This window comes from Prevotella lacticifex (assembly GCF_019973375.1).
GTDB lineage: Bacteria > Bacteroidota > Bacteroidia > Bacteroidales > Bacteroidaceae > Prevotella > Prevotella lacticifex.
This window is the reverse complement of the sequence record NZ_BPTV01000002.1, coordinates 858,006-872,700: the sequence shown is the minus strand read 5'-3', so window position 1 is coordinate 872,700 and position 14,695 is coordinate 858,006. Positions and strand designations below refer to the sequence as shown.

Here is a 14,695-nt window from a genome sequence, read left to right as displayed (position 1 = left end):
TCTATTTTGAGTAGTCGAGGCGTACGCTGCCGCTGCGATGGCCGTCGGTGGCCTTGAGGACGACCTTGCCGCCCTTGGTTCCGGCGCGCAGGATGACGAGGGCCTCACCACGGTAGAGCGACCGGCGGTTGCCCGTGAAGGGCTCGTCGCTGACAATATTGCCGTTGTCGACCGCCACAATCTCGGCATCGCCGTCGACGCTGAAGGTCAGCATGTTATCGGCCTGCGGACAGACGGTGCCCTGCTTGTCGACCATCGCCACACGGACGTGCATGAGGTCCATGCCGTCGGCCTTCCACGATGACTTGTCGGCGGTGAAGGTGAGCTTGCGCGGTTCGCCCGCCGTCCGTATCTTATGGCGTGCCACCACGCGGCCGTTATTGTAGGCCACGGCCTCGAGGGTGCCCGGCTCGTATTCGATGTTGTCCCAGCGTATCTGGTCGCGGTGGTCGGCATCGGTGGCATTGCGCTTCCGCCCTAAGCTGCGTCCGTTGAGGAACAGCTCCACCTCGTCGGCGTTGGTGTAGGTGTAGAGGGTGTATTTCTTTCCGACGGTGCGGTTCCAGTGGTCCGACATATTATCGGTCTTTATTTCGACACCGTTCCACACCGTTCCCTCGCCTTTCTGGTCGACGACGCCGATATGCACCGTGGGCTTGTCGGTGAACATCGCCTTGACGAGCCATGCCTTCGGTTTCGGTCGCAGGGCTGTATTGAATACCCCTCCGTCCCAGCCTTTGACGGGCCATCCGCGGCTCTCGCCGATATAGTCGATCATTCCCCAGTAGGCCAGTCCGATGACCTTCGCGAGGTCCATGCCGAAGAAGTTCGGGCCCATCATCGTGAGGTTGGCCTCACTCTGGTAGAACGTCATCCACGGGAATCGGCGTCCGTCGCCGGGGAAGTACATATATCTGTAGTTGTAGGCCTGGATGTCGGTGTTCATCGCCAGGTCGCATGGCAGCGAGTCGGTCTCCCAGTTGCGGAACCGCGGGTGCATGGCTACGGTCGTCGGCCGTGTGGTATCGTAGCGGCGGAGCAGCGTGCGCAGCAGACGGTAGGGCGTGACCCCCCAGTCGCCGAAGGGCAGATTGGGCTCCTGCTGGAGCTCGTTGCCGAGACTCCACATCACCACCGACGGATGATTGCGGTCGCGCTGCACCCATTCGGGAATGTCGTACTGCCAGTGTTTGGTCCACTCCTCGCGTCCGCCGCCATACTGCGTCGTCCACTTGTCGTAGGCCTCATCGACGACGAGCATGCCATACTTGTCGGCAAGACGGTAGAGGTCCTCGCTGTAGGGGTTGTGCGAACAGCGTATGTGGTTGAAGCCGAACGACTTGAGCAGTTGTATGCGCTTCTCGATGGCCCGTGGGTAGGCGGCGGCACCGAGGGCGCCGAGGGTGTGGTGGTTGGCCAGACCCTTGAGGAGCACCTTGCGGCCGTTGAGCTTGAAGCCGAACGCCGGCCCGTACTCGATGGTGCGGACACCGAACTGCTCGGAAACCCTGTCGTAGAGGCGGCCGGCGGTGTCGGTGAGGCTGACCGTCATCGTGTAGAGGTAGGGCGAGTCGAGATCCCAGAGGTGGGCGTTGGGCAGCGGTATGTCGGCAAGCTGATACTCGTTACTCTTCTTTCGGCGCTGGTATTTTATCGTATTGACGGTCTTGGACAGGGAATGTCCGTTGGCATCGATGATATTCACGACGACGCATCCCACGGGGGCCTTGGTGTAGTTGCATATTGTGGCGCGCACGTGGACGGTGTCGTTGTTTGTCGTGGTGATATACAGCGGATGGCGGTCGAAGTAGAGACTCTTGTCGGTGACGATGAACTTCACGTCGCGGTAGAGGCCTCCGCCGGTGTACCAGCGCGAGTTGTTGGGGTTGCGGGTGTCGGCCTTGACGACGATGACGTTCTCCTGGCCGTAGCGCAGCTTATCGCTGATGTCGATGCCGAAGCCGATATATCCGTATTCGGTGCCGCCTATGCGCTCGCCGTTGAGATAGACGTCGCCGACGAGCATGATGCCTCCTACCTCAAGCATGACCCTGTGGCCCTTCCAGTCGGGGTTGGGCGAGAAGGCATGTCGGTACCAGCCGATGCCCATCTCCTTGAAACCTCGCGCCGAGAGACGGCTTTTCACGTTGGCGGCGACATCGCTGTTGTCGGCTTTCTCACCGGCGGCAGGGGCCACCCACGGCTGTTCGACGAGGAAATCGTGGGGCAGGCGGACGCCCTTCCACTGTCCATCGCCCTTCGTGGCGCTCTCGGGGGTGAGGTTGCTGCGGCTGAACTGCCAGTCGACGACGTTCAGCGTGTCGCGCTGGGCCATAGCCACGAAAGGCAGACAGAGAAGGAGAAGGGTCAGGAGAATCTTGTTTTTTTTCATTCCGTAGAAAAGTTTTGGTTGTGGATTGATGGATGATTGCATTTTGACGTGGACGGGACGATATCAGTTTCCGGCCGGTTTCACATTATCGAAGAATTTCGACGGGAACCAGACGAAGGTCCTGAAATCGTCGGGATGGGCCGGGTCGTAGGCCTTCCAGTCCGCGGTGAGGTATCGTGTGAGGGGAATGCCGAGATTTTTCAGTCCCGTTGTCACCATCCTCGCCACCTCGTAGGCTCCGTAGGGGTTGAAGTGGGTGTTGTCGGCGAACTCCCTGGTCTGTCCGGGGAATGTTCCGGCAGGATAGTGTACGAGGGCCCGTTTGCTGTCGTCGACACCGAGGGTCTCGAAGAAGGTGCGCGTCATGTCGTGGAGCTCCACCACGGGCACGTTCTCGCGGCGGGCCACGGTCCTCATCGCGTCGGGATAGTCGCCGTGGGTCTCCTGGATTTTGCCGTCCTTGAAGAATCGTCGCTGTGTGGGTGTGCAGAAGATAATCCGTCCTCCGGCCTTCCTCACCCTGTCGATATACTGTTTCAGATTGTACGAGAAGTTGTACCACGCTCCTGCGCCGGGTCCTTTCTCCTTCTGGTCGTTATGTCCGAACTCACAGATAACGTAGTCGCCGGGTCGCAGCATCGCTAATACCTTGTCGAGACGGTTCTGTCGCAGGAAGCTGCCGGCGGTGAGTCCGCTCTCGGCGTTGTTGCTGACAGCCACCTCCGGTCCGAACCACCGTGTGATCATCTGCCCCCAGCTTGCCCACGGATCGCAGCTCTGGTCGACGACGGTGGAATTGCCACAGAGGAAGACCGTTGTCGCCGTGGTGTCGGGAGCAATCTCTATGCGGCTCACTGCCGGGTTCTTTCCCGCCCAGTCGAGGGTGAGCTTGTCGTCCCAGTCGAGGGATCCTTTCTCGCGGTCGTTGATTTTCACGCGCTCCTTGTCGGTGATATACGGCGACCGCTTGTTGATGGTGAAGGTATAGGTGCGTAACTCCTTCTTCTTCAGAACTGTCGACGGCACGAGCAGACGGCGCGACTCGGCGCGCAACTGAGTGTCGGTGGCCCTGCGGCGCGAACCGATGGTGACGGTGACGCGGTAGTTGCCGTCGGGCACCTTAACCGAAAAATAAACATCGTGCTGGCCGGGGAGGTCGGGAGCGGCGGTGAAATCGTATCCGTAGCCCGTAGCGTCGCTGTAGGCGGGCTGATGCTTCGTGAGGTCAAAGTCGAAAGTCTGTGCTGCCGCCGACAATGGCAGGATCAGCGCAGCGAGAAAGAGTTTTATGTTCATAGTAGAAAAAGATATTTGTTCATTTGTTGTATTTCCGCATTTCGTCGGGAAGGAACACGCCCACGTGTGGCGGCTGGTTGTAGCCCACGTTCTGCCAGGCGATGCCCATTCGGTAGGTATGGTCGCTCATGAGTGTGGGATAGCGTAAACCGGTGGGAATCTGCGAGGTATAGATATAGACGGCCGTGGGGTCGGCGGCGTCGCGATAGATAACCTCCTCGCGCCAGTCGCCGAAGAGATCGGCCTGCAGACAGGGGTTGTTCTTGGTCCAGTTGTTCGATGTGGGGGTGCCGTAGCCGGCAAAGGATACCGTCGGCCGCTGGAAGCTGCGCTCGCCGAAGAATCGCGGTTCGTGCTTCACGGCCTTACGGCGGTCGTTGGTTTGAGCAGCCGGTTTGCGGCGGTCGTCGGCCTCGGAGCCACGGTGCATAGGCTCGCGTCGCCATGGTCTGTCGCCCCATTCGGCTGTTTCGGGGTCGGGCTTATTGATTGTTCCGAAGATGCCGAGCATCGACGTGTGGCCTTTCTCCCACTTGCGGATATTCACTCCGTCGAGAAGTTCGTCCTGCGCATCGCCGTCCCAGTAGATACGAAAGTTGATAGGCAGCCGCGCATCGTCCTGCTCACTGCCGTCGGCAGCACTGCGCACCGTCGGGTCGCCGGCACTCCAGAAGGAGTAGGCGTGCTGACGGCTGTCGATTTGGGCGGCCATACCGCGTCCGTTGTCGATGCCCGCAGGACCCCCTTTGAGGAGAATCTCGCCGGTGGCAGCATCGTGGACGTCCCAGGCATAGGTGCCGCGCTCCTCGTGGACATCAAAGACCTCAAGACCAGGACGTTGCGGGTCGAGCTTGGCGAGGTGGATGGCATCGCCGTGGCCGAAGCCGGTGGCGTAGAGCATGCGCCCGTCGTCGTCGAGAGCCGCCGATCCCCACAGCACCTCGTCGCGGCCGTCGCCGTCGACATCGGCCACGCTGAGGTTGTGGTTGCCGTTGGCGAAGAGTGTGCCGCTGCCCTCACCGCTCGTCGGAGCGGCTGCGGTGTAGACGCTGCGATGGCCCAGGGAGTCGGTGACAGCATACTGCTGCCCGTCGCGCGACTCGTTGAGCCACCGCGTTTTAAGTCGGCGTCCGTCGTAGTCGACAGCCCAGGCGAAGGCGTAGCTGTAGTAGCCGCGCGTGAAAACCGCCGATGGACGTGCGTCGCGGCCTCCGAGGTATGCGACGGCAGCGAGATAACGCTCACCGCGGTTGCCGTAACTGCCGTTGTCCTCCAGGCCGTGGCCGGCATCGCCCCAGACGAAAGTGCCCTCGGCATCGCCGCCGAGACCGGTGTTGCGGTTGGGATTATAGAAGATGGTGCTGACGGCACTACCGTCGGTGCCGCTGAAGACGGTGAGATATTCCTGCCCTCCGTTGACGCGTCCCTGGCTGTTGCGCCAGTCGCGGTGGTTGTCGGCAGTGCGGATGACGGGGTCGTCGGAGGCCTCGTTGACGTACCTCCCACGGCCGTCGCGGCTCCCCGGTGCCGTCTTGCACATCAGCTCGGCACGTCCGTCACCGTCGAAATCGTAGACGAGAAACTGCGTATAGTGGGCTCCGGCGCGGATATTCGGACCGAGATTGATGTTCCACAGTCGGCGCGGCTCACGGGCCGGGGCCTCCATATCGAACTTATAGCAGTCGAGGACCACCGGACCCGTCATTCCCCCTTGCGAGTTGTCGCGGGCGTTGGTGGGTTCCCACTTGACGATAAGCTCATACTGGCCGTCGCCATCGACATCGCCGACGGAGCAGTCGTTGATGGTATAGTCGTAGTCGGGACCTGCTGCGGGCTTCATAAGGTGGTACTTGAGGTAGGGCATCGCCCACGGCAGCACGGCCTTCGATGTCGACAGCACCTTGCCGTCGACGACTGCGGCTACCTGCCAGCGGCTGTCGGCAGCACCCTTGACGACGGCCGAGGTGGCTCCAGTAACATTATTTATATATGGTTTGCCATCGCGGAGGATGGTGAACGCCGTCGACGGAGCATCGGTGGGCAGCAGTCGCCACGAGGCGAAATACGTGCCCGGCTCCTGACCCTTAGCGACAACAAGGCCGCGGTCGAGGTTCTCCATAGGCGATACCTGTGCCACGGCCGTAAGCACCGAGGCTGCGGCCACGGCGGCAAAAACTAACTTTCTCATTATTCTGATGTTAGCGACTTCCTGATTTCCTGCGATTTTTCCTTTATTCGGGCTCAGACAATACTATATCTATACGCGATTCTCGCATTGTCCGGATGCCGAAAGTTTCTTGGTTTTCTGCGGTTCCGCATTGTTCGGGCGCAGATAATCCTCTGGCTTTCAATAATTTATTGTTTATTCTGATGCCGATGACTCCTTGACTTTCTGCATCGTGACGGTGAAGGTGAGCGGCAGCACCGATGTGCAGTCGGCATTATCGACGACGAGGTCGATGACGCTGAACGACAAGTTGAGCGTCCCCACCTGCGAGAAGAACTGTCCGGTAGTCGAAATTTTAGCCCATCCCGAATGCTCGTTGCCCTTGCTGTCCTTGAAGGCGAACGTCGTCTGGGGCGTGAACTCATCATTGGTCTTGAAGTTCATGAAGTTCATCTGGTAGCCAACGCTGTCGATGGGAGCCTCATAGGCTGCTGCGTCGCTGAGCTGCAGGCGGTTCCAGTCGGTGGGATAGAGCTTGGCGAGTGCCATCTCGATAGGGAAGCTGCCGACCTTCACCTTCGTTGTGACCACCCCTCCGGCCGTTTCGTCGGCGATAGTGGCCTTCAGCGTGCGCGAGCTGTTGTCGGGCATGGTGATATAACCGGTATAATTGTCTTTCAGGTCCTGAAAGATGTCAGTCATGTGATTGCGGTAGTCCTCGGCGGTATTGTCGTCGGAACAAGCAGAAAATGATACTCCCGCAAGAGCGAGGAGTATCATTTTGAAAATAAAAAAACTTATCTTATGCATTAACTAATTTATCCGTTTTCAGTTATTTGATGACGATCTTCGCAGCGGTCTTGCCCGTGCGGACGATGTAGGCACCCGGACCGGCGATGCTGCGGATGTCTTTCTCGACGTTGGCGCGTGTCGTGGTGATGTCGGAAATCTTCACTCCGGCAAGGTTGTAGACGGCACCGCTGAACTCGCCGGCAGCCGGCAGGGCGTTGATGCCCGTCGTCGAGGCTACCACCTTGATGACACCCGTGGCCTTGAGCAGTCCGGTGGTGTCCCACTCGAATCCTGCGGGCAGCTCGGGAAGGATGATATTCGTCGGTGTTCCGTCGAAGGCGTCGGCCGTCCAGAGGGTAAACTCCTCACCGTCCTTGACACCCTGCATATTGTTGTAGCCCTCGACGACGATATCGCCGTTGACGCGGAGCGTTGCTCCCACCTTCAGCTTAGTGCCGCGGAAGGCCGCGCTGTTGTTGTGGCGCACAAACATCTTCAGCGTAGAGCCCGGATAGCAGTACACACCGCTCTTCGTGGTGAACGTGCCGTTCTTGATGCTCTGGTTGTAGTTGCCGGGATAGAGTGTTCCGCCGTCGTTGACGTTGACGGCGTGGACGTAGCCCATTCCTGCTATTACGCCGCCGTTGGCAGCTACGACATCATGATTGCCGAAATACATCGACGATGTCGACTGGTTGGTGAGGTTCAGCGCACCGCCGTTGACCTGTACGTTGTCGCTGACATCGGTCATCTGCTTCGACATTGTCCACACGCCGTCGCCGACCTTTGTTATCTTTCCGCCGCTGACGGTACCGTTGAATACGATATCATCTCCGAGGGCGCCAATCTGCCATGTGCCTTTACCGCTGAGGGTGGCGTTGCCCTTGAGGTTTCCGAGCTGGATGACATTGCCGTTGTTGTTGGCTGCCACAGAGATGGTTACAGCCGCGCGGCTGAGGTTCGTATTGCCGTAGAAGTCGAACTGCGGGTCGTAGGAACCGCTCTTGCTGCCAGCGATGGTCAGCGCACCGGTGAAGTTTGTCGTATTGCCGTGCCATCTGTTGCGGCTGCTGCGTGCGTAGACGGTCAGGTTGCCGGCTCCCGAAATCGACCCGTAGTAGTCGCAACGGCCGTCGAGATACCACTCTGCGGTAGCGTCGGCAGGCACCTGGATGTTCGTGCGGTTCGACGAGTAAGAGTAGAAATTGTCGGGATCGCGGAGGATACCGCCGTTGAGGACCACCGTTGTCGGGTAGGCGTGGACATTGGCGCTCTCGCTGGCCTGTACGGTACCGCCGTTGACGATGAGCTTGTCGAAGGCCACCGTGCCCGGCATGGTGAGCTGTCCGTCGCCGTTCTTAGTCAGCGTGTTGCCGTCGCCGGTGAGGGCGTTGCCCATCGTCATCGTCACTCCTGCCGGTACGTCGATGGTGCCGCCGTTGGCCCCGATGGCGAACGGATGCGATGTGGTGAACGATGCCTGCGGCGCGAGTGTGCCTCCGTTGATCGTCACGCGGTTGGTGTAGTAGCCGAAAGGACCGTTGTTGACACCATCAGCGAGACCGAGGGCAGCGATCTTCGTAGTGCCGCCGTTGAGGCTCACGCTGCCGGTGAAGTCGCTGACATTATTTATTGTCAAAGCGGCGTCGCCCTTCTTCGTTATCTGCGACTCGCCGGTGACAGCGGCACCGGAGAGGGTGTAGTCCTTGGTATTGTTGTCGAAGATGATAGCCTTCGGCTGTACGGGCTCGGTAATCTTCACATTGGTGTTCGTGGCATTGTCGTTGAATGTCACGGTATCGCCGGTGACGAAGACGTCGGAGCCGTCGGCCGAGCGGAAGTTCTCCTTGTCGGCAAGATCCCATTCGCCGTCGACGCTGCCTGTCCACTCGACGCTGCCGGCATTGCGCATCTCGGCGACGACGAGCTTGAGCTGTCCGTCCTCGTATTTCAGAGAGGCTTTATGGCCCTCGAGACCCGAAATCTTAACGTCGGCGAGGTTGCCGTCAATCTTTCCGACCTTACCGATAGTGTACTCACCGGGACGTATGCTGTCGACAGCGGTGACGTGGATGCGCGGAGCATCATACTCAGGGCCGTTGCCGTTAGGCCATACTTTCTTCTCGAGCTTTAACACGTTGGCCGTCAGCGAGTCGCATGTGCCGTCGGCATAAACCTTGAAGCCGAGGATAGACCCGAAACCGAGGTTCAGTGAGTCGGTGGTGAGGGTACCCTTCTCCTTCGTTCCGCCCACGTTGATGGTAGCTCCGTAGTCGGCTTTGATGCCCTTGGCGAAGTGACCGTTATGGCTGTTGAGGGTTGTCAGGCGGTTGAGCCATACTGCACTGTTGCTCATCGTACCGTCGAAGTTCACCGTTCCGGCCCAGATATCGGTATTTCCGGAATATTTCTGTTCCACCGTCGGCAGCACGAGCACACCGTCGCCCTGCTTTGTCAGGCGCATGGCACCGCCGAAAGCACCGCCGGTGAGGGTGTGGGTGTATGTCGTTGTGGTGATATTATCGTTGTCGTCGTGGCCCTGTACCCATGTAGGAGCATTGTCGAAGAACACCTCCGGTGCTGCACCGTCGGCCACGCTGACGGTCATATTGCCGGTTTCGGCCATGAGAATCTGCTTGCCGTCGTAGCCCTTGCCGATGGTGGCACCGTTGCTGATCTCCTCGCGGCCGTTGTTTGTCTCGGCTGGTGGTGCCTGGGTGATGCCCTCAAGCTCGCCGAGGAAGTAGCTCACTGCCGGCGGCTGGTTGTAGCCGTTCATCTGCCATACCATCGCGTTGCGGTACTGCTTGTCGGAGAGCAGGGTAGGAATGCGGTACTGGGTAGGTATCGTTGAGGTGTAGATGCGGATATTGCCGTCGGCGGTACGCGCCACGACCTCTTCACGCCAGTCGCCGAAGATGTCGCCCTGGAAGCATGGTGTGGCCTTGGTGTCGTTGTTTGTCAGCGATCCCGACAGCGACCACTGCTTGTTCTGGTCGTAGTTGCGGATGATGAACACGGAGTTGCGCAGGTCCTGGCCGTTGAGACCCTCGTCGAGGAGGTCGCCGTCCCAGTAGATGCGGAAGTTCAGACTCGGCGTTGGGGCCGTGACATGCTGGCTCGTGACCGCGCTGATAGGCGTGTCGTGGCCCGATGTGCCGATGGCTCCGGGATATTTGTTCGTGAAATTGCCCATCATCGAACGGCCGTCGTCGCCACCACCGGCCAGACGGTAGTAAATCTTCGATGTTGTGGCATCGCGGTAGTTGTTGGATGGCTGCGTCTCGTTGCAGGCGAAGATTTCCTCACCGTGGACATAGGGGTTGTAGTCGCCCACATGCTCGGCATCGCCGTGGCCGAGGCCCGTCGACGACAGTCCGTGACCGTTATCGTCGATGACCATCGATCCGAAGACTATCTCGTCGCGGCCGTCCCAGTCGACATCGGCAACGGCATAGTTGTGGTAACCCTCTCCGTACCAGATACTTCCCGGTGTGTTGCAATTCCATCTCCACCGCGTGTTGAGCTTATGAGTGGCCTTGTCGACATCGAGGGCAATCATCTTATGTCGGGTGTAGATACCGCGTGCGAGGAAGATGCTCGGGTTGCGGCCGTCGAAATACGGTGCACCGAAGAAATTCTTCGATGAACGGTGGCCGTAGCTGTCGCCCCAAGCCGCGTTGAGGTCGGTCTCGCCGTCCTCGAGGCGTTTCAGCGGATAATCCATGTAGGTGGGGTGCTCGGCCGGACCTATATTATAAGGTACGCCCGTTGCGCCGTTCATATACAGCAGGAATTCGGCACCCTCGTGTACGAACTGCTCGCCGGAGCCGCCGGAGCCGAGGTTGGAGCGGTAGCTCTTCGTAGGGTCGCCGATGACATAGGTCTTGCCGTCGGCAGCGTGAATCGTCGTTCCGTCGGCAGCGCGCATGATGCACTCGGCCTTGCCGTCCTCGTCCCAGTCGTAGGCGGCGATATTCGTCTCGTTGTGCTGGAAGTCCCAGAGGTTCGGACCGCAGTCTATCCACCACAGCAGTGTGCCGTCGAGCTTGAAGACCTCTATGCGGTCGTAGTCGGGACCGGCATAGTTGGCACTGTTGGGCTTACTCCACTGTTTCACAATGAGTTCCATCTGTCCGTCGCCGTCGACATCAGCCACGGTGGCGTCGTTGGGCTCAAAGGTATCGGTGATGTCGGTGCCGTCCTTCACCGAGTAGCGCTTTGGACGCGGAATCTCGAGGTATCCGAATCCGTTGCCGTTAGTGCTGAGCACCTTTGTGGCCGTGCCCGTAGCCGTCTGCTCCAAGCCGTTGACGACAGCCCTCACCGTATAGGTGCTGGAGGCCGTGCCGGCAGCGTCGGTATAGTTGCTGACCGTCAGCGGTGTGCTGTTGACCTTCACGCCGTCGCGGTACAGATTGTATTTCACTCCATAGTATTCCTCTCCGAGAATACGCCACGAGCAGTAGACGCCGTCGGTCGTTTTCACGGCGACGAGTCCTCTGTCGAGCTTGTCCATAAACCTCTGAGCCGATGCTGGTGCCGACATTATCAACGACATTGCCGCCGCCAGGAAAATCTTATGCTTCATCTTAGTACTTAGTAAATTGGTTTGAGTAGGATTGATATTTCTGCTTGCAAAGATAATACATTATTAAGCCGATTGCAAGTGATTGCGCAAAAATAAGAGTAAAAAGTCAGAATTCAAATAAGAAAGTGGGATGGGGTTTATCCCCACCCTACTGCCACGCAGGTGATTTCCTCTCGCAAAGCCGCAAAGCCCGCAAAGTCAGGAAATGGCATTTTGTTCCGACAAAAATACATCAATCAGCAACTCTGTGAAATCGCCCTTATCAGGAAATGGCATCTTTTTCTGACAAAAACCGGGAAAACCGCTGACGCCGCGGTTTTTACTCAGTCCGTTTGCCTCAAAAAGGCAAATTAATACGTTTCTTATTCGGTCTGATATTTTTGTTTTTGGACGGCCCTTAACCCTGCCTATCCGCACCTTGCAACCGCGCTGTGCAGCTCAATTGGGCACAGGCTGGAACGCCAATCCAGTAGGTGTTGATTGTGGCCTCATCATATTGCCACGAAAGAATTATACATAGCCGCTGACAGCCCCGACGGGGCTTTGCGTTGGCTGAGTAAAAATCGCGATCTACAGGGATGGAGAGCACTTCACCAATTTCAAGCCGTCGGGGCTTTGCGTTGGCTGAGTAAAAATCGCGGCGTCAGCTGTTTTTCCGGTTTTCCTTGCCGTGATGCAAGCCTGAGGAACGAAGGCTGTTTCTTTCTGGTGCCGGCGGGCCGAAGCTTGCTTCGAAGCAAGTCGGCGCAGGGAAGAAACATAGGGCGAAGCCATTGCATCACAGCAAGGGTTTTCCTGGTTTTTGTCGGAAAGAGATTCCATTTCCTGGCTTAGCGTTCTTAGAGGCTTGGCGAGAGGGAATCACCCACGTGGCAGTAGGATGGGGATAAACCCCACCCCTACTTGGACGAACGCAGCAACGTGTTAATTATCAGCGTGTTGCATATATCGTTCTGCATGAGGTGACTGTGTGATGCAAGTAGATTTTATGAAGGTGCAGCAATCCATGCGGCGTCAGCGGTTTTTCCGGTTTTCCTTGCCGTGATGCAAGCCTGAGGAACGAAGGCTATTTCTTCCCTGTGCCGACTTGCCGAAGCTTGCTTCGAAGCAAATCGGCGCAGGGAAGAAACATAGGGCGAAGCCATTGCATCACGGCAAGGTTTTTTCCGGTTTTTGTCGGAACAATATGCCACTTCCTGGCTTAGCGTTCTTTGCGGCTTTGCGAGAGGAAATCACATGCGTGGCAGTAGGATGGGGATAACCCCCACCTCTTCGCGGATGCGTGCAACACATTAATTATCAGCGGATTTTCGAAGTGAACCATTGGCAGGGGCGGACAGGTAGGGTTAGGGGCCGTCCGGTCGGTCGTCAGGCCGAATCTCTGCATCCTCTTCTTACGGACCACCCCACCGGGAGATATCCCTCTTTTACACGCATTGACTAAAAAACATTTTAGTAAAAACATTGTTACTAAAAATATTTTTATTACCTTTGTCGAGGATATCGGAACAAAACAATCGAAATATGAAAAATCCTTTTGTATTCGGTAAGTCGGTGACGGGCAATTACTTCACCGACCGCAAAGAAGAGACAAGGCGACTTGAGGCCAATCTAACCCATGGCATCAACACCATCCTCATATCCCCACGCCGATGGGGCAAGACCTCACTCGTGAAGAAGGTGATTGCCGGCAACAAGCGCGATGATGTCAAGTTCGTACTTGTCGACATGTTCTATTGTAAGTCGGAAGAGGCTTTCTATCACCTGTTGGCCAATGAGGTTATCAAGCAGACATCCTCAAAACTCGATGAATGGATAGAGAACGGCAAGAGGTTTCTGTCGAATATAACTCCTAAATTCTCATTTGGCACCGACCCTCTGAACGACTTTTCGGTGTCATTCGAATGGAATCCCAAAGATGACACGGACATCGAGATTCTGCAACTCCCCGAGAAGATCGCCGAGAGGAAAGGCATCCGCGTCGTCGTATGCTTTGATGAGTTCCAGCAGATTGACCTCTTCGGCGATCCGGTGAATTTCCAAAGGAAAGTGCGATCCGTATGGCAGCACCAGCAGAATACCACTTACTGCCTGTTCGGCAGCAAGATGCACATGATGGAAAGCATGTTCAGCGACTCCTCCAAACCTCTCTATAAATTCGGCGATATAATGTTTCTGAAGAAAATACCGACTACCGAATGGGTGCCATTCATCACACGACAATTCGCCGCTACAGGCAAAACAATCACCACGGAGCAGGCTGAGCGGATATGCGGGATCACGGACAATCTATCTTCCTACGTCCAGCAGATGGCATGGATTATATGGTACAAAGCCGAAACCAACGTAAAGGACGAGATGATCGACGAGGCCGTCAATGACTTACTGGAACAGAACAAGGTGTTCTTTCAGCGCGACATTGAGGCACTGACAGAACTGCAGCTGAGATTCCTCGTGGCTTTGGCCGACGGTGTCGACACCGGACTGACGACAAAGAACGTCATTCAGAAGTATGGACTGGTATCATCGGCAAACGTGCAGGGAATAAAAAAGTCGCTCCTAACAAAAGAGTTCATCGATACCGACAGCGACAAGATTTTCATCAGCGATCCCATTTTCAAACTCTGGATAAAGAAAACGATCATCAAATGAATTCATTAGCCATGATTTCTCAATGATTTTCTAATGCCAAATATAAGCGCTGCATTTGCTGTCTCCGCGCCTTTGCGAGAGGAAAATCACCGACGTGGCAATAAGTGTGGGGAAAACCAGCCCCCACCGTGTATGTCTGCAATACATTCGCTATCAGCGCATTACCAGAACGACCCCTCTGCAGGGGCGGTCTTTATGGCCGTCCGGTCGGTCGTCAGACCGAATCTCTGCATTTTTTGCGGTCTCTATTCCGTCCAATATCCAATGCAAACCGCTGATATTAAGATATTTGCGGCACTCTGCCAGTAGGGGTGGGGGTTATCCCCATCCTCGCAGCTGTGGGGCATCAACCCTAATTCTCGTCCGCAGCTGGTAGGACGGGGATAAACCCCGCCCCTACGGTGGATGTATGCAACACATTGTTAACCAATAAGTTGCTAACGTAATCCACTTGCCTCGAATAGGCAAATGAATACGTTTATTCGGTCTGACGACCGACCGGACGGCCATAATGGCCGCCCCTGCAAAGGGATCATTAACGCACACCCAACATACAGACAACGGACATGCCGCCCCTGCAAGGGATCATTAACGCACACCCAACATACAGACAACGGACATGCCGCCCCTGCAAGGGAATCATTAACGCACACCCAACATACAAACAACGGACATGCCGCCCCTGCAAGGGAATCATTAACGCACACCCAACATACAAACAACGGACATGCCGCCCCTGCAAAGAGATCATTAAATGGTTCTATTGTGCCAAAGGAATCTGCGGTTTTTATCCTCCTCCGCAGTG

General features: G+C 56.9%; 6 protein-coding genes. 1 reads left to right on the top strand and 5 read right to left on the bottom strand.

Features of this window, described 5'->3' with window-relative positions:
• Nucleotide 1: 1 nt before the first annotated feature.
• From LDN30_RS13775 to LDN30_RS13750, 5 genes are all read right to left on the bottom strand, one after another.
• The gene (locus LDN30_RS13775; protein ID WP_223929888.1) at nucleotides 2-2,392 is read right to left on the bottom strand and encodes a glycoside hydrolase family 2 TIM barrel-domain containing protein; all 2,391 of its coding nucleotides are present in this window, start codon (nucleotides 2,390-2,392) and stop codon (nucleotides 2-4) included.
• Nucleotides 2,393-2,455: 63 nt separating this feature from the next.
• The gene (locus tag LDN30_RS13770) at nucleotides 2,456-3,688 is read right to left on the bottom strand and encodes a rhamnogalacturonan acetylesterase (RefSeq protein WP_223929886.1); all 1,233 of its coding nucleotides are present in this window, start codon (nucleotides 3,686-3,688) and stop codon (nucleotides 2,456-2,458) included.
• A 19-nt stretch (nucleotides 3,689-3,707) separates the two neighbouring features.
• The gene (locus LDN30_RS16480; RefSeq protein WP_281069610.1) at nucleotides 3,708-5,876 is read right to left on the bottom strand and encodes a rhamnogalacturonan lyase; all 2,169 of its coding nucleotides are present in this window, start codon (nucleotides 5,874-5,876) and stop codon (nucleotides 3,708-3,710) included.
• 174 nt (nucleotides 5,877-6,050) lie between these two features.
• Nucleotides 6,051-6,635, bottom strand: a complete 585-nt coding sequence (locus tag LDN30_RS13755) for a hypothetical protein (protein ID WP_223929884.1) — start codon at nucleotides 6,633-6,635, stop codon at nucleotides 6,051-6,053.
• 52 nt (nucleotides 6,636-6,687) lie between these two features.
• Nucleotides 6,688-11,238 carry a rhamnogalacturonan lyase family protein gene (locus LDN30_RS13750; RefSeq protein WP_223929883.1) on the bottom strand — a complete coding sequence of 1,517 codons (4,551 nt, stop codon included), beginning with the start codon at nucleotides 11,236-11,238 and terminating at the stop codon, nucleotides 6,688-6,690.
• A gap of 1,524 nt (nucleotides 11,239-12,762) precedes the next feature.
• Here LDN30_RS13750 and LDN30_RS13745 point away from each other — a divergent pair.
• Nucleotides 12,763-13,890: an AAA family ATPase gene (locus LDN30_RS13745; protein WP_223929881.1), complete on the top strand. Its 1,128-nt coding sequence runs from the start codon at nucleotides 12,763-12,765 to the stop codon at nucleotides 13,888-13,890.
• The last annotated feature ends 805 nt before the right edge of the window (nucleotides 13,891-14,695 follow it).